Here is a 16,584-nt window from a genome sequence, read left to right on the forward strand (position 1 = left end):
CGATCCCCACCCTGTCCACACCGTGGCGGCGCAGCAAGATGGTGATCTTCGCCAGACCCGGTCGCGTGTGCGACACGGTGGCTTCCTCGATGCGCTGACCGTCCTGGTCGACGATGCACAGCGCGTGGTGCTGCCAAGACCAGTCGATCCCGGCGTAGGCGGGGTTGGTGGGCGTAGCCTGCATCTGAGTGCTCCTTCCGTCAGCCCACGGATTGCGCACTCCGGTCCGGGACGTGACGGTCGGTCGCTCACTGAGGCGCTCCGGGACCTGGCAGGGTCCTTGGCGCATAGCCCTATGGCCGATCTGCACGTCCCGGGCCACCGGGGCCTGCAACTCTCAGGCAGGTCGTCCCCGAAGAGCGACTGGCTCAGCTCGGCAGTGCCCCGATAGGCCCGGGGTGCAGACAAGAGACCTACTCCTGTCTGCCCCCAACGTCCACCAGTGAGGCTCACCGAAGTTGTGGGGCCGACCCCCGTCTGCCACCGCCGAGTACCGTGGTGAGCAACCAACCTGCCGGGCCAGCTCGTCGAGCTGCAGGGCAGGACCGAAGGGCCCACGTCATGCCGACGTCACCGACCACCAACTCTCCGACCGTGGCCCGGGTGCCACTTCGGCTCGAACTCCACGACGACGCCACCAACAAGCTGCACGGCACGTGGTGGCCGCAGTCGCGCAACCTCCAGGACGAGGCCGCCGACCTGGTCGACCACTTCCCGCCCGCCCCGGGCAGGATCGATCGACTGCTCTTCTCGCGACCCGACTGGGACAACCCGACCAAGGATGGCCGCGGGGTTCGCCTCATCCAGGCACAACGCGGTCCCGTCAAGGTCGGGTCGTTCCCGAGCGACGACACTCGCCTGATGGTCCTGACGATGGCGTCCGGACGGCGCCTTCGTCTGGTCGTCGTGCCCAGTGACGTCGAGGTTGCCGAGGGTGAGCGGCGGATGCGCTCCGCTGCCGAGGAGCGTCCTCCGAGCCTCGACTGAGGGCCGGACGCCATTCCACGGAGGACCGGCGCCTGCAAGATTCCCGCAAGGGGCTGGCGGATCGCCGGCCGGATGACGCTCAATGGGGGCCTTGCCTCCGCGGGCCCAACTTCGGAGCAGCCGAGCCCGTGGGGGCACAGGCGTGGGCATCATCGAACTCATCGACCAGTCGGCCGCCACGGCGCTCGAGCACGCGGCCGAACTGCAGGATCGTCTCAGGGACCTGGGATCGGAGGCGGGGACGGAGTGTCACGCCGAAATGCACGTCCTCGTCGGCGACATCGTCTCCCTTCGCAACGCCGCCAAGCTGCTCATCCGGGAGGTCCGCGCGGCGAGCTGACACTGATCGCGCACATCGCCAACGGCATCTGAGTCGCCCGACCGCCGACCACCACTCAACAAGAGGTAACTGTGGAGGCGGCGATGTCGATCGCCTCGGGCTGGACGCCGGCCCGTCCGTGGCTTCGCGTTCGTCGACCGCCGACGAGCCAGCGGCGTACTGTTGACTCTGCCCGTCACGCTTCCGCACCGTGCGTCGGCCTTGCGAGCAGGTCGGGAGACCTGATGTTGGATCCTGGAAGTCGGCGTGGCCCGTCCGAGCGAGACCTGCTGGCGGTGTGTGTGCGGAACATCGAGGACGCACGCACTCGGCTACGTGCGGCCCGCAGAGTAGGTGTCACTGGCTTCGTCGAGCGACCGTTGCAGGCGGACCTGCTCGCGGCGCTGGAGAAGTACCAGGCGACGATCACGAAGGTCGGCGCACCGATCCCGCCCAAGCTCCGGGCCGAGATCGCACTCCGTCGCGGCCTCGAAGGCAGCCGGTGAGCGCTGAACCGTCAGGACAACAGTCGGCTCGAGTCAGCACACGCGAACTTGGCGGTTGCTGATCCAGGATGGGCGGACATTCATCAGCTCAAGAGTGCGCGCGAGATCGGGTCGCCTCTGGACGGCGATGAACGGGCCGCTGCCGGGGTCTCGTGGCAGCTCCGGTCCTCCCCGCCCCGTGATCGGGGGTCCGGAAGTGCGGTCCGTGGTCCTGGCGTTCGGAGGGTTCAGTCTGTGGACCCCTGCGGGGCAGGGCGGAGAAGCTGGGTGTCGATCTCCGCCTGACCCCGATCGACCATGGAGGCGTTCCTGTCCTTCAACGAAGCTGCTCGGTCACCGGCGGCGTGCTCCCGGTTTCTCTTGCTGGCCTCGCGGTCAGCTGTCGCTTCGTGCCGATCCTGGCGGGCCTCGTCAGGCGTGGCGCGCAGATCTTGCTGCGCTAGTTCCTTGGCAGAGGCCGCCACCTCACGGTCGATCATGGCCTGCTCGAACGCAGCGGCTGGGTTCCCTTCCGGTCGCGCTAGCCATTCCCGCAGGTCTCGCGCTTCCGTCCGGAGGTGTTCGGCCCACAGGCGGTCGCTGACCGCCAGATCCCTCTGTCGCGCCCATTCATCGCGTTGTTCCGCGTACTTGTCACGATCATCCGCCTCGTGGTCGCGACCGGACGCTGCCAGGTCCCGACCTTCCGCGAAGTCGTCGCGCTCGTGCGCATCTCTGACCCCGCTCATGTGACGACGCTACTCCTCGAGCAACGGCAGTGCGACCGGGTCACTATCCGGAGAAGACCGGAAGGTTGGGACCGTCCACGGCGCGGGTGGAGTGAACGTCGATGTCGGTGCGTGCGTGTGCGCCCGCGAGGTCGTCCGCCCCCGCATGTTGGGACCGACCGTCTGTCGGTTGCGAATCGACGTCACGCGTCGAGGAGCTCGGCCCAGACGATCTTGCCCTCTCCCAGCGAAGGCAAGATGCCCCAGGAGACCGCCAGGGCAGCGACGATGAACAGCCCTCGTCCTCGTTCGGCGTCCAGGGATGGCGCCTGAGGTTCGGGGGTGCCGATGCCGTGGTCGCCGACCTCGATGCGGAGCACCCGCCGATCTCGGAGTTCCAGACGGAGGTCGAAGCCAGGACGGCCATGCTCGATGGCGTTCGTGACGAGTTCGCTGACGATGGCGACCGCGTCGTCGGTGAGGCGCGGGATGCTCCAGTTGCCGGTTTGGCGCCGCACGTGCTCTCGCGTCAGTGCGACGCTCGCCGGGTCCGAGGGTAGCGACAGATGCGAAGCCGCGCTCGGCGGTGGAGTGGTCAGCGACTCCAAGGTCTCGATCAGTTGGTCGAACTGGCCCTTGCGGACGTAGGCCGCCAATCGGTCTGCGAACCAGGCCGGATCATCGGCCGCGGATCCGGTGAGGATCACGACCTTCGAGTGCGGCGATGCCGCGCGGATGCGGTTCACCAGACCGAGTCCGCTGACGTCGGGTAGGCCGAGATCCAAGATGATGATGTGTGGCTTGATTCGCTCCACCAGAGCGATCGCCTCCATCCCCGTAGCCGCCTCACCCACGGTCCTGAAGCGTGACCGGAAGCGCAGTGCGGTCCGCAGCATCCTGCGTGTCTCGGGGGCGTCGTCGACGATGACGACATCGAAACTCACCAGCGGCCGCATGTGCGTCGCCACCCAATCGTCATAAGACCGCGTAGCCGCACCGGCAGCGCCTGGACCCTGAATGTACCCGGCGCGACTCGCATCAATCGCGTCCACCGGCGGCGCCCTGCGCGTCGTCACCGGTGCCGCGCCCGCCGTAGCCTGAACCAGTCGCTCCAACCCCACGCGCGCGTTGGCGCTGTCGTCAAGCGACTGGGCCGAGGCGAACAGTCCGCGGTGGCCATCTCGGGCAACACTGGGGCAACAAGAGAGCCAGAAATGGCCCGCGACCACCAAACATCACAAACGGTCAGATGCGGCCCTGACCTGCAGTTTCACCGTTTGTCAACGTCGTCCGGTAACCCGTCGGACGCTCTCTCAAGGCGGTAGCGCCGGTTCGAATCCGGTCGGGGGTACAGACGAAAGGCCCCAGCCCTACGGGCTGGGGCCTTTTGCGTGCTGGCACGCCGTGCCGGGTGCTTTCGGCGTCACCGGGCGACGCAACTCGAAGACGACGGGATCCCGGGGCATCGGCCCGGGTCTCAACGTTCCCGGGGGACCAGCCTCCGTCCTGGGACCGTGGCCAACCGACCGCGCCGGGACCGTCAGGCCGCCACCGGTGGAGGCGTCGGTTCGGCAACGGTGGTGACCTGGTCGGCCTCCGCCGCCAGGCTCGTGTAGCCCGCAGCTCGGGCCACCAGGGCGAAGCAGACGGAGGACGCCGACAGCTCCAACCGCTGGCCGCGGAGGGTGAACCGTTTGCGCGCCTGGTCGATCAAGCGCAGACAGCGCACGTCGATGTAGCTGACCCGTGCCACGTCGAGCCGAACGGTCGAGCAGGCGACCCTGTCGAGGTCGTGCAGCCGCCATGCGAGCTCTTCTCGCGACAGAACGTCGAGCTCGCCCTCGATCGAGAGCGTCGCGGCCAACTCGAGCCCTCTTGTCGTGCGCCGAATCCTGCCTGGTGACGGTATCCGATCCGATCAGGGGGCGGGCGGTGCGAAGCCGTGCAGCAATGCCCACGCGACCGCCTGGGTGCGCGAGGTCGCGCCGATCTTGGCGTACGCGGACCGGAGGTAGGTCTTCACCGAGTTGATGGAGAGGAAGAGCCGCTCGGCGATCTCCTGGTTGCTCAGACCCTGCGTGACCAGGGCGACGACCTCGACCTCACGAACGGTCAGGCCGACCTCCTGGCCGAGCCGGTCACCAGGATCGGCGAGCTCGAGCCCCGCGGCGGCGGCCTCCACCGCCGCGGCCAGGTCCTTGGCGTCCGCGCTCATCGAGATCCAGCCGTGGGCGCCAGCAGCGAGGGCTTGCGCCCGCAGGTCGGGGCGCAGGTCACGGCTGACCGCGATCACCGTCGCGCAGGTCTCGCGCCGGATCCGGGCCAGATCCTCGCCGCCGCAAGTATGGATTCCGAAGACGTCGTAGAGGATCACCTCGGCCCGGAGCGGTTCCACCAGATCGAACCGCCCCGGGAACTCCTCGAGCATCGCGATCAGCCCCATGCCGACCATGTCCTGAGAGCACACGACCCCAACGCGCAGTGGTTGACCGGACATGGTCACATGATCGCGCCGCCCTCCGTCGGTGTCAGCATCCCCGAGCAGACGTTGCCGGTCCAGCCTCGTGACGTGGACCGGATCCCGTGTGCGTCGGATCGGTCGAACTTGGAGTCAGCCGCAACCAACTGCAGGCGGCTGCAGCATCGCCATGCATCGCTCTTCTTCTGGGTACAGATCGAACGGCGGCTTCCGCCGTCGCGCAGGAGAGGGAGGGATCGGCGATGGGTGCTGCAGACAAGGCTCGCCACGCGGCCGAGAAGGCGAAAGGAAAGGCCAAGGAGGCCACGGGCAAGGCCACCAACAATCCGACCAAGACCGGCCGGGGTCAGCGCGAGCAGACCAAGGCCGACCTGAAGCAGGCCGGCGAGAAGGCGAAGGACGCCTTCAAGAGCTAGATCGGGAGGGGATCATCATGGGCTGGATATTCGTGATCGTGATGGGCATCGTCATCGGGTTGCTGGGGAAGTTCGTTGCGCCGGGCGATCGGGACAACATTCCGATCTGGCTCACCGTGCTCTGCGGCATTGCTGGGGTTCTCATCGGCTACGGCTGGCTCGGCGGCACCGAGGGCATCGACTGGCTCGCCTTCGTCGTGTCAATCGTCTTCGCCGCGATTCTGGTGATGATCGCAGCAACCCTGACGGGGCGCCGGCCTACGGGGCGCCGATCGGGGAAGGTGGCCTGAGCAAGGCGTCGACGCCGCCTCGAGGTTCGTCGTCGCTCGCGTCCTGCTCGGGGTGCCGAGTGGTTCAGTCCGGGCCGGGCCAGATCCAGGACACGACCTGGATGGGCCCGGCCCCGGTTCACCCGGAAGGGCGTTTTCCGGCCCCGGCCGACCGGCCTAGCCTCGCAACACCGGCCCCGGAGGACGTCGGCCACGACGACGCCGGAGCCGGTCTGCCGACACGGGTCGGCAGCCGGGCCATTCACTGCACATCGGGTGACCTTTCACCCGCACTGCGTGGGTGGCCCGGGACCCACCGCGGAGGCCCGGATCGGACGCGTGACGACGTCGACGGCGCAGTTCGAGCATCCGATGGGCAGCGACCTGGGCCAGCGACGGCCAAGACGATCAGTTCCCCCATGCACCGACCGCCCGGCCGTCCGTGGCCCCGAGCCGCGAGCCGACCCTAACTCCGGTCGCGGCGGTCCGCGCTCACCCAAACGGCCAGTGTTCGTGCTCGGTTCGTGACCGTTCGCGTCCGAAAAGCTCCGTTCGGCGGGACGTGAGTGGGAGAGCTCGGAGGGACGGGGTGTCGGAAGGCCCAGTCGGCCAGTACGCGCCCCACATCGGCAGGCCGTCTCGCACCCACCTGCAGCCGGTCCGTCAGGCGCTGGACCGCGGTTGATCCCGCGACTCATGCTGCGAACTGACGCGGCCCTCACGATCCTCGATCGCGCTCGCTCGGGGTGCCGAGCTCGGGGGGACGACGACGCGTCCATCGCGTGTCCCGGCGTCGTCGCCCGGGTCGATCTGGCAGCAGGTCAGGCTGGACGCTTTTCGGGGGCAGCACCGTGTGGGTGCCGTCGCACCACGGGTAGGACGCAGACCTCTTTGCAACGACACACGGCCGTGACGGGCCGGCAGTGAAGCGTCTCCGGTTGATCTGAGTCGCCGGCGCTATCGTCGACTCCGTTCGGGTGCAATTCGCGGTGTCAGGACGGCGGGCGAGCGGGGTTGGTGGCAGTGACGAGGCCAGTGATCGTGAATCGCGTGGATCGGGTGCGACTACTCGCTTCGGCGACCGAGCCACAGAAGGGTCCGCGGCAGCCCACGTATCTGCCGCTTGATGACCCGCTGCCCACAGGGATGCCCGCCCCGCTGACCGCGAGTGGGCGGACTGCGCGGTGAGCGGCGACGAGGGTGCCGTCGTCTTCGGGGCTGCGCTGTGCGGTCTCGCCGGGATGCTGGTCCCGCGGCTGGTGGCGCGGATCCCGGAGCGCTTGCCTGTCGAGGAGCAGGGGGTCTCCTACGCGGCCGTCTCCCGGCGCCCCGGCCTGGCCTGGCACTGCGCGGTCGCGGCTGCGACGGCCGGCGGACTGGTGGGGTGGTCGGTCGGCTGGGCCTGGCCGCTGCTGTTCCTCCTGCCGTTGGTCCTCGTGGGCGTCACGCTCGCCGTCGTCGACTGGCACACCCGCCTGTTGCCGACCGTGATCATCTGGCCCGCCCTAGCAGGTACGGCGCTGCTGGCCGGTGTCGCGGCGTTACTCGACGCGGACCCGGGCGCGTGGGTCCGCGCCGCCATCGGAGCGGCCGTCGTGGGCGGCTTCTTCGGGCTGCTGTGGCTCGTGTACCCGGCCGGCATGGGCTTCGGCGACGTGCGGCTGTCCACGCTTCTCGGCTTCGCGCTCGGCTACCTCGGCTGGGCCGAGCTGGTCACGGGGATCTACGCGGCGTTCCTGATGTTCTCGGTCCCGGGTCTGCTGTTGGCGGTCATACGACGTGACCGGAACCTGTTGCGCACGTCGTACCCGTTCGGTCCGTTCCTGCTGGTCGGAGCGCTCGTCGGGATCGCCGCCGGTCCCTGGGTGTGGGGCCATCTCACCGGACCATGACCGCGGGCCACGTGGTCGAGACCTGGGCGGGTGCCGGTTCGATCTCGGTCATGCCCGTGTCGTCGTGGGTGCCTCTCGAGAGAGTTCAGGCGCCGTCGGGGTAGGCGCTGACAGTTCGTAGCCACTGCCCGGGGTCGGTGTCGTCCTGGTAGATGGTTCCGCCCGCGGGGTGGACCTCGAGGTGCAGGTGGCAGCCGGTGGCGTTGCCTTCCTCGCCGACCTGTCCGAGCCGGTCGCCCGCCTCGACCAATTGCCCGGGGGTCACGTCGAGGGTCTGCATGTGGGCGTACCAGGTCGTGAGCGAGCCGTGGTCGGTGGCCACCATGACGAGCCAGCGGCCTGACCAGGCCTGGTCGGTGCGGACCAGCACGGTGCCGGCGGTGACCGCCCGGACCGGAGTTCCGCAGACGGTGGAGAAGTCGTCGCCGGTGTGGGTCGAGGCCCAGCGGGCGCTCTGGTGACCGAAGTTGTCCTGGTCGACGAACGTCGCTCCCGACTCGAGCGGGAACGTGACCCGTCCGGCGTACCCGCCTGCCGCCGCCTCTCGCACGGAGCGGTCCTGGAGCACGAACGCCCGTAGCAGGAGGCGCGACGTGCGGACGTCCTCGAGCACCGAGCGGCGGGCGCGGGCGGCGTCCGCGAGTGCGGTGCGAGCGTCTTCCTGTCGTCCGCGTGCCTCTGACTCAGCCTGCCCGAGCGCGACCGTCGCAGCTCGGAGCCGGTCCCGCGCCTGCTCGGCCGCCTGGACAGTGGCCGACTGCACCCGTGCCATCTCCTGCAGCAAGGTCAGCTCGCCCACCACATCGTCGCCGGGCTCGGCGGTCAGGACCGCCGACAGCGGCGCCAGCTGGGTGCCGACGTAGTCGTTGGTCAGCACCGACACGAGCAGGTGTCGGCGTGCACGGTACGACTTCTCCGCTCGTCGCTGGTCAGCCCTGGCTCCGGACAGACGGTTCCGGGCGGCCCGCGCGGCGCAGTCGGCACGGAACGCGCGGTCGCGAGCGTCGTCGTAGGTCGCCATCACCCCGTCCAGCCGCTCGTCGATCGTGGCCAGCTCCCGTCGCGCAGCAGCGGTGGTAGGGCTGTCCGTCGCGTGTGGCCGCAACAATGCGCGGTCGAGGTGCCACGTCGAGGCGAGCGCGATGTCCCGCGCTGTCCGGGTCGCCCGTGGGCCCGCATCGGCCGGGCGCGAGCCACACATGGTCTCGTGCGGCCGCCAGTTGTGGCCCGGCGGGTCCGCCGGCTGGCCCGAGGCCGGCGCACCCACCGCGACGGCGCCGCTCAGCAGGGACCCGAGCATGCACGCGAGGAGAGTCGCCCTCAGCCGACTCACCCCGGCCCGTTGACCTCCGGGCCGTCCCGGGCGTATTCGGATCCTCATGTGTGTCCTTCGATCGCTGTCGTTGCCCGGGATCGCCGTGCCGACACGGCCCCTCCGATCGAAGGGTTCGGTCACGCGGCTCCCGCGCGGCGTTTGCGTGTCCGGCCAGAGCAGGGCGCCCTGCGGGCCGGGCGCCGACATGAACACCCGCTGGGAGCGCGATGACTCGCACGAGACAACCCGGGTACGACGGGCCGCACCTGCTCCCCCCCATACGAGCAGGTGCGGCCCGTCGTACCCGGGTCGTGGGCCAGCCTGCGGTGCAGGACGATGCCCCCGTGTCACACGACAGCGGCGCCGAGAGCCGTGCCGCGCGTGGGCGGTGCCGAGGTCACCACGGATCGGGGATGCTGTCGAACAGATCCGTCACCGCGACGCCGAGGACGAGGACGACCCCGCCGATGACCGCCGCGACGAGCGACACCAGGAGGCCGTACTCGACGGCGCTGGCACCGCGCTCCGAACGACGACGAGCCGGCTCGTTCCTGCCGTTTCGGCTGTTCATGTGTCCTCCCGGGACTGATATGAGTCGAGCAAAGCCGAAGGCCAGTGCCGCCCCATGTGCGACACCGGCCTTTCTGACGGCCTAGATCACGGCGCCGTCGGCCCAAGCTCGTCGACGACCGTCTGGAAGGCGTCGTCGATCTGGCCGCCCAGGGTGACGACGGTGCCGACGATGACCGCGGCGATCAGCGCAACCAGAAGGCCGTACTCGACGGCGGTGGCGCCCTTCTCGTCGCGGGCGGCCTTCAGGTTGCCGATGAACATCAGGGCCATGAACTGGAACTTCTCGAGCATTGGAATTCCCCTCCGGGACGTAGTAGCAGAGTGTCGGTGCTGCATCCCGAGCCCCCACAGGACTCGTTCTGAAGACAATTCTTCGTGGGTTCCCGGCTCCGCGAATCGGATCTTCGGCTCGGGCTGGATAGTCCTTTCGGGCCATGTGGCAACCGGTCCGAACAGGCCATGCAGTCGCCGATCGGGCAGGCCGTGCCGCCGAGCTCTCCCGCGCAGCGACCCGCGTCGAACCGATCGAGGGCTCTGTCAGCCGCCTGACGCCATGGCCGAGCTCGTCCTCGCGAGTCGCCAGACACGGTGTTCGTGTCGTCCAAGGCGAGCCGACGCGGCCGCGCAGGTTCGGTCTTGCGATGCTCGGCCGGGCGAGCCCGGTCAGCCGGCGGCCGGCACCGGCCCGGGGAGCAGTCCCGTCCGCATCGCGGTGACGAGGGCCTGGGCGCGGTTGCTGGCGCCGAGCTTGTCGTAGATGTGGGTGATGTGGGTCTTGGCGGTGGACTCGCCCATGTAGAGCCGCTTGGCGATGCCGGCGCCGCCGAGGCCGTCGGCCAGGAGCTCGAGCACCTCCTGCTCCCGCGGGGTGAGCCGAGTGGGTGCGCTCGAGGCCCGGCGCATCATGGCGCCCGGCAGACCGGCGCACAGGAAGCTCTGTGGTGCCTTCACCGCGTGGAGGGCGGCGTTCACGACATCCCCGGCTCGGGTGTCCTTGCCGATGAAGGCCGAGGCCCCGGCCTCCATGGCGGCGAAGATCTGGTCGTCACCGGAGTGCATCGTGAGCATCACCACGCCGGTGTCGGCCGACTCCGCGCGGATCGCTCGGACCACGTCCAGTCCGGTGCCGTCGGGGAGCTGGAGGTCGGTGACCACGACGTCCGGTCGGAGCGCCCGGAAGGCGGACAGGGCCTCGCCGACGGTTCCGGCCTGGCCGATCACCCTCATCGCGCCGTCTCGCTCGAAGGCCCGGGCGAGCCCCTGGCGGATCAGCTCGTGGTCATCGACGAGCAAGATGCTGATCGTCATGGTGGTCACTTTCGTTCGTGGTGATCATGGTGTGCAGCGGTGACCGGAGGGTCACCGTGGTACCGCCGTCGGCCCTCGGACCGATGGTGAGGTCGGCGTTGATGCGCGCGGCGCGTTCGCGCATGGTGTGCAGGCCGTAGTGGCCGGCCCGCGGAGCCGCGGTGCCAGACCCGTCGTCCTCGACGACCAGGCACAGCTCGGTGTCGTTGGTCGACAGGGTGACCCACAGGTTGATCGCCCGAGCGTGCTTGCGCACGTTGCCGATCGCCTCCTGGGCGATCCGCAGCAGCTCTGCCTCGGTCCCCCGGGGAAGCCGGGGTCCGCGCTCGTCGAGAAGCAGATGGGCGCGGAGGTCGCTGCGGGAGCTGATCTCGCGGACGTACTCCGCCAAGGCGCCCGAGAAGCTGCCCGCCTCGTCGACGTCGTGGCGGAGGTCGAAGATCGAGAATCGGAGCTCGCTGACGACCCGGGTGATCTCCGCGCGAAGGTCGTCGGCCCTGCGCTGGACCACGGGATCCCCGATCGCGGCGATCTCGTCCGCCAGGTAGCCGAGGGACACGATCTCCTGGGCGACTCCGTCGTGGATGTCCCTGGCCAGGCGGTTGCGCTCCTCGGCGGTGGCGATCGCACTCACCTCGCCGAAGAGCAGGGCCGTCTCGAGCCGGAGGGCCTGCTCGTCGAGCAGGTGCTGGAGATCGCTCAGCTGGGCGGTCGTCACGTGCCTCCCGCCCAGCACCACCGCCCCGAAGACGTGGTCGCCGACGCGGAGGGGCAGGGCGATCGCTTCGGCCTTCCGCATCGTCCGGCCCTGATGCACGCACTGGCCGGCCAGGTGCTCGTCCGCCGAGTCCACCGGACCGTGTCCGGCGATGAACTGCAGACCGTCCGTGGGGGATCCCACCAGCATGGCCGACCGCACGGCCCCGGCCTGGTTGCGGACCAGGTCCGCCGTGGACCCGGCCACGGACGCGGCGTCGAGGCCCATCGGGGTCTGGTGGGTCAGGGCGTGCAGCTGACCGACGAGGCGGTGGGCCGCGGCGTACGGCGCCTGGGCGGCCTGCAGGGTCCGCACCGATCGGGTCTGCCACGCGGCCAGCAGGCCGGCTCCGAGGCCGATCGTCAGCCAGGGCAGGGACGTCGCAACCGGGGTGTCGGTACCGGCGAGCGTCTGGGCCGCACCCCAGCTGGCCATCATCGCCGCCGCGCTGGCGAGCGCGGTGTTGGCGGTGGTCACCCAGCCCTGCCGCACCCCCGCAACCACGCAGGGCACGGCGAGGTAGACCAGGAGGGGCTCCACCGGCCCGGCGGTGGTCCCGAGGAGGGATGCCGCGAGGACACCCTCGACCACCGGCACCCAGGGGGTGCGGCGCACCTCGTGAAGCTCGACGACGCAGCAGGCCGCACTCACGAGGACGAGTGCCGCGAAGACCACGCCGACCGACCCGAGCGACCCGGCACTCAGGACGTGGCCGGCGGCCAGGGCCAGCACGAACACTCGGATGGCGGTGGTGACCCGCCAGGAACGGTCGCGGGGCCGCTGGCACGCAGACGTGGGCTTCATCGTCGGCTCGGCTTCGTCAGACCCGGCTGAAGGTGTCGATCATCGTGATGGCCACGGGCCCGCCGATGACGAGGAACAGGCAAGGCAGGATGAAGAGCACCAGGGGAATCATGATCTTGACAGGCACCTGCTGTGCCTTCTCCTCGGCTCGCTGCCGCCGCTTGACCCGCATCTCCTTGCTCTGCACCCGCAACACCCGGCCGATCGGGATGCCGAGGTTGTCGGCCTGCACCATCGCCAGGCAGAAGGACCTCAGGTCCTTCATCGACGTCCGCTCGGCCATCGCTCGCATGGCCTCCATCCGGCCCATGCCGATCTGCATCTCCTGGAGGAGGCGCGCGAACTCCTGCGCCAGTGGCCCGGTGGTGTTCCTCGCGACCTTGGCGATGGCCGCGTCGAAGCCGAGCCCGGCCTCCACGGAGATGGTGAGCAGGTCGAGGGCATCGGGAAGGGCGCGCTGCATCAGGACCGCACGCTTCTGCCCGGCGTTGTAGAGCAGGATGTCGGGCAGGACGTGGCCGAACGCGCCCAAGCAGGCGGTGATCACGACGACCCTGAGCAGGGGTTGCCCGGCGCCGAGCGTGTAGAGCAGAGCCAGGCCGGACAGCACTCCGAGCCCGAGCACCTTGAGCCCGATGATCCGGCTCACGTCCCAGCCGGGCGGGTTCCCGGCGATGTCCAGCCGGTGCTGGATCCGTTCGGCCGTGTCGGCGCGGACCAGGCGTCGACCGATGCCGGTCAAGCGCTCCCCGAGCGGTGCGACGACGCGTTCGGAGAAGGGCCGCTCGAGCTCCTGCTTGACGACGTCCGGCGCCTGGTCCAGGGCGCGGACCATCGCCAGTGACCGGGCCGCGCCGCGGCGCTCGGTGGTCACGACGCTGATGACCGCGAGCGTCAGGGCCAACGCGCCGAAGACCAGGACTCCGCCGCCGAGCAGGGTAAGCGTGGGTGACATCTCAGACCTCGACCTTCACGAGCTTGGACATGAACCAGCTCCCCACGGCCAGGAGGCACATCGCGACGCCGAGGAAGGCCCAGCCGAGGGCCTCGGTGTACAGCGGTCGGATGAACTCGCGGTTCGCCACGAGCATGTAGAGGAACATCCCGACGGGAAGGGCACCGAGGATCCAGGCGGAGAGGCGGCCTTCCGCGCTCAGGGTCTTGACCTGCCGACGGAGGAACTCCCGCTCCCGCAGCGTGTCCGACACCGTGTGGAGGATCTCCGCGAGGTTGCCACCGACCTCTCGCTGGATCCGGATCGCCATGACGACCCACCCGAAGTCCTCGCTCCCCATCCGCTCGGCGACGCCGTCGAGGGCGTCCTCGATGTCAACCCCCAGGCGCTGTTCCACCAGCGCCCGCCTCAGCTCACCCGCCATCGGCTCGTTGCCCTCCCGCACGACGGTGTCGACGGCCTGAGGCGTCGACAGGCCCGCCGAGAGCCCTCCCGCGATGAGCGAGAGCGTCTCCGGAAGCTGGGCGCAGAAGGCGCGGAGGCGACGGCCGTGCTTGATCTTCAGGTACACCCAGGGGACCACGACACCGGCGACGAGCAGGACGACCATGGGGACAGCGCCGCCGAGCACCAGCCCGATCAGGCCGGCGGCGAACGCGATCCCGGCGTGGAGCAGGACCCACTCCGCTGCAGTCAGCCCGAGCCCGGCAGCAACGAGCCGGTGGGCCAGTCGGGTCTCGAGGTCCCCCCGGATCAGGTTCGACGTCAGACCGACCGCCGAGTCCTTCAGGCTGGACTGGGCGGGTGTTCCATCACTACCTGGCTGGGGCTCGCCGAGGTAGGCGGAGATCACCTGCCGGGAGTGGCTCTCGCCTCGGTAGCGGACCAGCACCAGGGCCAGGACGCCGGCCAGGCCGACGCCGAGGGCCGCGGCTCCGACCAGCATCATGGTCCTGCTGACCAGCGGCGTGCCGACGTCGACAACCGACGGTCCGCCGTCTGTCACCGTGGCGAGCGAGACGTAGGCGGAGTCCTCGTACGTCGCGTCATCGGTGGTGAGGGATACGGCCAGGTTGGCCTCCGCGGAGGCCCGCTCGGGCTGGGGGAAGCGGACCAGGACCTGGCTGGCGAGGGCGTCCGCCTGCGCCTTGAACACCGCCTCGAGGGCGGCGGGGTCGGCGGCCTCGATGACGTCGCCGCCGCTGGCGTTCGCGATCTGGTCGAGCAGCGCTCGGTCCTCGGCGTTCTGGTCGAGCGCCACGGCGTCGATGACGACGTCGCCCTTCTCGGCAGCGGCGACCGCGTCATCGAGAGACGAGCCCCCTCCCTGGTCCTTGCCATCAGTCAGCACGAGCACCGAGCGTGCTCCGGTGTCGCCGGCCAGCGCCACCGACTGGACCACCGCGTCGTACACGCGGGTTCCCCGGGTCAGCTGGATCCCGTCGATCACGTCGGCTAGCGCCGCGTGATCGGTCGAGGGCGCGATGACTTCCTGCACGGTCCCGGAGAAGGTCACGAGCCCGACCCGGACGTCCGCGGGCGCGGAGTCGAGGAACGCCAGGGCGGCCGCCTTGGCGTCCTTGATCGGCGCCCCAGCCATGCTCTCGCTCGTGTCGAGCGTCAGCACCGTGGTGCGTTCGATCTCGCCGGACCGGACCCTCTCCGCGACGGCCTCGACGGGTTCACCGTCGAGGGTGACCTCGAGGTCGGCGAGGTCGGGAGCGGCGGTGTTTCCGGGAAGGTGGTCCACGCCCACCAGCACCGAGACGGTCCCGTCCTCGGCCATCTCGACGTGGTCGATGTCGACCTCGCCGGCCGCGTGCGCCGACGGCGCCAGCACCAGCGCGGAAGCGAGCACGGCCCCGGCGGCGGCCAGACGAAGCAGGCGTCCCCCCGTCATCGGCCCATCCCGTTGATCGCGAACACGGCGGGGTCGATGCGGATGTTCTGGTCGGCGAGCCGCTCGAGGAACCGTGGCCGCAGCCCGGTCGACCGCAGGTGGCCCAGCGACCGTCCGTGCTCGTCGTACCCGGCACCGTAGTCGAAGAGGAAGACGTCCTGGAGCGTGACGATGTCTCCCTCCATGCCGACGACCTCGCTGATGGCGGTCAGCCTGCGGGTCCCGTCCTTGAGCCGGGTCTGCTGGATGATCACGTCGATCGCGCTCGAGACCTGCTCGCGGATGGCCCGCACCGGCAGGTCCATGCCGGCCATCAGCACCATGGTCTCCACGCGGGAGAGTGCGTCGCGCGGGCTGTTGGCGTGCACGGTCGACAGCGACCCGTCGTGGCCGGTGTTCATCGCCTGCAGCATGTCCAGGGCCGCGGCGTCCCGGATCTCACCGACGACGATGCGGTCGGGGCGCATCCGCAACGAGTTCCGCACCAGGTCCCGGATCTGCACCGCACCCTTGCCCTCGATGTTGGCCGGTCGCGACTCGAGTCGCAGGACGTGGTCCTGGTGCAGCCGCAGCTCCGCGGCGTCCTCGATGGTCACGATGCGCTCGTCGGGGGGGATGAACGACGACAGCACGTTCAGGGTCGTGGTCTTGCCGGCGCCGGTACCTCCCGAGACCAGGATGTTCAGGCGCCCCCTCACGCAGGCGTCGAGGAGGTCCGCGGCCGGCCGGGTCAAAGTGTCGAACGAGACGAGGTCCTCGACGGTGTACGGGTCCGCGGCGAACTTGCGGATGGTCAGCTTGGAGCCGTCCAGCGCGAGCGGCGGGATGATCGCGTTGACCCGGCTGCCGTCGGGGAGCCGAGCGTCGACCATCGGGCTGGTCTCGTCGACGCGTCGCCCGATCTTGCCCACGATCTTGTCGATGGTGCGACGCAGGTGCGACTCGTCGGCGAACGCGGCGTCGACTCGGGTCAGCTTGCCGTCCCGCTCGACGAAGATCTCCTCCGCGCTGTTCACCATCACCTCGGTGAGGGTGGCGTCGCGCAGGAGCGGCTCCAGCGGCCCGTACCCGAGGATGTCGTCGGCGATCTCCTGGGTGATCCGAGTTCGGTCCGTGCCCGACATCGGCTGGTCGGTCGCTGCCACGGCGGTCTGCAGGGCCGCCCGCACCTGCTGCTCGAGCTCGCTCTGGGTCATGTTGACGTCGTAGAGCGTCGGGCCCAAGGTGCCGACCAGTTGGGCATGGACGATGCGCTTCAGCTCGGCGAAGGGGTCCCGCGGCGCGATCCGGCGGATTCGGCGGCCGCCGGGCGCGGGACCGTCGGGAGCCTTCTGCGCGAGAGTGGTCGAGCCCGCGCGGGAGCGTTGGGCAGCGAGCAAGCGTTCTGAGAGGTCCAT

19 protein-coding genes are annotated in these 16,584 nt (G+C 69.8%); 6 read left to right on the forward strand and 13 right to left on the reverse strand.

The genetic code is table 11. From position 1 onward, the window contains the following. On the reverse strand, positions 1-184 hold a 184-nt coding region (locus ACFQQI_RS04100), incomplete at its 3' end, for a transposase (RefSeq protein ID WP_378558362.1). 377 nt (positions 185-561) lie between these two features. Here ACFQQI_RS04100 and ACFQQI_RS04105 point away from each other — a divergent pair. From ACFQQI_RS04105 to ACFQQI_RS04115, 3 genes are all read left to right on the forward strand, one after another. Then, positions 562-987 (forward strand): DUF5994 family protein, encoded by a 426-nt coding sequence (locus tag ACFQQI_RS04105; protein ID WP_378558365.1) that lies wholly within the window; start codon positions 562-564, stop codon positions 985-987. Positions 988-1,129: 142 nt separating this feature from the next. Continuing rightward, positions 1,130-1,327, forward strand: a complete 198-nt coding sequence (locus tag ACFQQI_RS04110) for a hypothetical protein (RefSeq protein WP_378558368.1) — start codon at positions 1,130-1,132, stop codon at positions 1,325-1,327. A gap of 359 nt (positions 1,328-1,686) precedes the next feature. Then, positions 1,687-1,812, forward strand: coding sequence for a hypothetical protein (locus tag ACFQQI_RS04115; RefSeq protein ID WP_378558371.1), 126 nt, complete (start codon positions 1,687-1,689; stop codon positions 1,810-1,812). A 227-nt stretch (positions 1,813-2,039) separates the two neighbouring features. Here the strand turns inward: ACFQQI_RS04115 and ACFQQI_RS04120 are convergent, their stop codons facing one another. The 4 genes from ACFQQI_RS04120 to ACFQQI_RS04135 form a co-directional block, all read right to left on the reverse strand. Next, positions 2,040-2,540 carry a hypothetical protein gene (locus ACFQQI_RS04120; RefSeq protein WP_378558374.1) on the reverse strand — a complete coding sequence of 167 codons (501 nt, stop codon included), beginning with the start codon at positions 2,538-2,540 and terminating at the stop codon, positions 2,040-2,042. Positions 2,541-2,722: 182 nt separating this feature from the next. Further along, positions 2,723-3,487, reverse strand: a complete 765-nt coding sequence (locus ACFQQI_RS04125) for a response regulator (protein WP_378558377.1) — start codon at positions 3,485-3,487, stop codon at positions 2,723-2,725. Between the two features lie 572 nt (positions 3,488-4,059). Next, positions 4,060-4,383, reverse strand: a complete 324-nt coding sequence (locus tag ACFQQI_RS04130; protein WP_378558380.1) for an STAS domain-containing protein — start codon at positions 4,381-4,383, stop codon at positions 4,060-4,062. A 54-nt stretch (positions 4,384-4,437) separates the two neighbouring features. Further along, positions 4,438-4,971 (reverse strand): LuxR C-terminal-related transcriptional regulator, encoded by a 534-nt coding sequence (locus ACFQQI_RS04135; protein ID WP_378558383.1) that lies wholly within the window; start codon positions 4,969-4,971, stop codon positions 4,438-4,440. Between the two features lie 269 nt (positions 4,972-5,240). Between ACFQQI_RS04135 and ACFQQI_RS04140 the strand changes: the two genes are divergently transcribed. The 3 genes from ACFQQI_RS04140 to ACFQQI_RS04150 all read left to right on the forward strand — a co-directional run bounded on the left by ACFQQI_RS04140 (position 5,241) and on the right by ACFQQI_RS04150 (position 7,575). Then, complete coding sequence (locus ACFQQI_RS04140) at positions 5,241-5,414, forward strand: CsbD family protein (RefSeq protein WP_378558386.1); 174 nt, start codon at positions 5,241-5,243, stop codon at positions 5,412-5,414. Positions 5,415-5,431: 17 nt separating this feature from the next. Continuing rightward, positions 5,432-5,704: a GlsB/YeaQ/YmgE family stress response membrane protein gene (locus ACFQQI_RS04145; RefSeq protein WP_378558389.1), complete on the forward strand. Its 273-nt coding sequence runs from the start codon at positions 5,432-5,434 to the stop codon at positions 5,702-5,704. Between the two features lie 1,163 nt (positions 5,705-6,867). Further along, positions 6,868-7,575: a prepilin peptidase gene (locus tag ACFQQI_RS04150; protein ID WP_378558392.1), complete on the forward strand. Its 708-nt coding sequence runs from the start codon at positions 6,868-6,870 to the stop codon at positions 7,573-7,575. An 85-nt stretch (positions 7,576-7,660) separates the two neighbouring features. On the opposite strand, the gene ACFQQI_RS04155 is transcribed toward ACFQQI_RS04150, so the two are convergent. From ACFQQI_RS04155 to ACFQQI_RS04190, 8 genes are all read right to left on the reverse strand, one after another. Further along, entirely contained in the window at positions 7,661-8,875 is a 1,215-nt protein-coding gene (locus ACFQQI_RS04155) for a peptidoglycan DD-metalloendopeptidase family protein (RefSeq protein WP_378558395.1), read from the reverse strand. A 412-nt stretch (positions 8,876-9,287) separates the two neighbouring features. Beyond that, positions 9,288-9,461 carry a Flp family type IVb pilin gene (locus ACFQQI_RS04160; protein WP_378558398.1) on the reverse strand — a complete coding sequence of 58 codons (174 nt, stop codon included), beginning with the start codon at positions 9,459-9,461 and terminating at the stop codon, positions 9,288-9,290. Positions 9,462-9,547: 86 nt separating this feature from the next. Then, entirely contained in the window at positions 9,548-9,754 is a 207-nt protein-coding gene (locus ACFQQI_RS04165) for a Flp family type IVb pilin (protein ID WP_378558401.1), read from the reverse strand. A 372-nt stretch (positions 9,755-10,126) separates the two neighbouring features. Continuing rightward, positions 10,127-10,771 (reverse strand): response regulator, encoded by a 645-nt coding sequence (locus tag ACFQQI_RS04170; RefSeq protein ID WP_378558404.1) that lies wholly within the window; start codon positions 10,769-10,771, stop codon positions 10,127-10,129. Further along, positions 10,743-12,332 carry a sensor histidine kinase gene (locus ACFQQI_RS04175; RefSeq protein WP_378558407.1) on the reverse strand — a complete coding sequence of 530 codons (1,590 nt, stop codon included), beginning with the start codon at positions 12,330-12,332 and terminating at the stop codon, positions 10,743-10,745. Before ACFQQI_RS04175 ends, ACFQQI_RS04170 begins: the two co-directional genes overlap by 29 nt. Before the next feature lie 16 nt (positions 12,333-12,348). Beyond that, positions 12,349-13,287: a type II secretion system F family protein gene (locus tag ACFQQI_RS04180; protein ID WP_378558410.1), complete on the reverse strand. Its 939-nt coding sequence runs from the start codon at positions 13,285-13,287 to the stop codon at positions 12,349-12,351. Between the two features lies 1 nt (position 13,288). Further along, the gene (locus ACFQQI_RS04185; protein WP_378558413.1) at positions 13,289-15,187 is read right to left on the reverse strand and encodes a type II secretion system F family protein; all 1,899 of its coding nucleotides are present in this window, start codon (positions 15,185-15,187) and stop codon (positions 13,289-13,291) included. Then, the gene (locus ACFQQI_RS04190) at positions 15,184-16,584 is read right to left on the reverse strand and encodes a CpaF family protein (protein ID WP_378558416.1); all 1,401 of its coding nucleotides are present in this window, start codon (positions 16,582-16,584) and stop codon (positions 15,184-15,186) included. Before ACFQQI_RS04190 ends, ACFQQI_RS04185 begins: the two co-directional genes overlap by 4 nt.

The sequence above is a fragment of the Nocardioides sp. GCM10030259 genome, from assembly GCF_042666375.1.
Lineage (GTDB): Bacteria > Actinomycetota > Actinomycetes > Propionibacteriales > Nocardioidaceae > Nocardioides.

Excerpts from the sequence above, each read along its gene's own strand:
- ACFQQI_RS04135 (WP_378558383.1), bottom strand. The coding sequence starts at position 4,971 with ATGGTCGGCATGGGGCTGATCGCGATGCTCGAGGAGTTCCCGGGGCGG.
- ACFQQI_RS04170 (WP_378558404.1), bottom strand. The coding sequence starts at position 10,771 with ATGACGATCAGCATCTTGCTCGTCGATGACCACGAGCTGATCCGCCAG.
- ACFQQI_RS04190 (WP_378558416.1), bottom strand. The coding sequence starts at position 16,584 with ATGGACCTCTCAGAACGCTTGCTCGCTGCCCAACGCTCCCGCGCGGGC.
- ACFQQI_RS04105 (WP_378558365.1), top strand. The coding sequence starts at position 562 with ATGCCGACGTCACCGACCACCAACTCTCCGACCGTGGCCCGGGTGCCA.
- ACFQQI_RS04160 (WP_378558398.1), bottom strand. The coding sequence starts at position 9,461 with ATGAACAGCCGAAACGGCAGGAACGAGCCGGCTCGTCGTCGTTCGGAG.
- ACFQQI_RS04165 (WP_378558401.1), bottom strand. The coding sequence starts at position 9,754 with ATGCTCGAGAAGTTCCAGTTCATGGCCCTGATGTTCATCGGCAACCTG.
- ACFQQI_RS04175 (WP_378558407.1), bottom strand. The coding sequence starts at position 12,332 with ATGAAGCCCACGTCTGCGTGCCAGCGGCCCCGCGACCGTTCCTGGCGG.
- ACFQQI_RS04180 (WP_378558410.1), bottom strand. The coding sequence starts at position 13,287 with ATGTCACCCACGCTTACCCTGCTCGGCGGCGGAGTCCTGGTCTTCGGC.
- ACFQQI_RS04185 (WP_378558413.1), bottom strand. The coding sequence starts at position 15,187 with ATGACGGGGGGACGCCTGCTTCGTCTGGCCGCCGCCGGGGCCGTGCTC.
- ACFQQI_RS04155 (WP_378558395.1), bottom strand. The coding sequence starts at position 8,875 with ATGCTCGGGTCCCTGCTGAGCGGCGCCGTCGCGGTGGGTGCGCCGGCC.
- ACFQQI_RS04145 (WP_378558389.1), top strand. The coding sequence starts at position 5,432 with ATGGGCTGGATATTCGTGATCGTGATGGGCATCGTCATCGGGTTGCTG.
- ACFQQI_RS04140 (WP_378558386.1), top strand. The coding sequence starts at position 5,241 with ATGGGTGCTGCAGACAAGGCTCGCCACGCGGCCGAGAAGGCGAAAGGA.
- ACFQQI_RS04120 (WP_378558374.1), bottom strand. The coding sequence starts at position 2,540 with ATGAGCGGGGTCAGAGATGCGCACGAGCGCGACGACTTCGCGGAAGGT.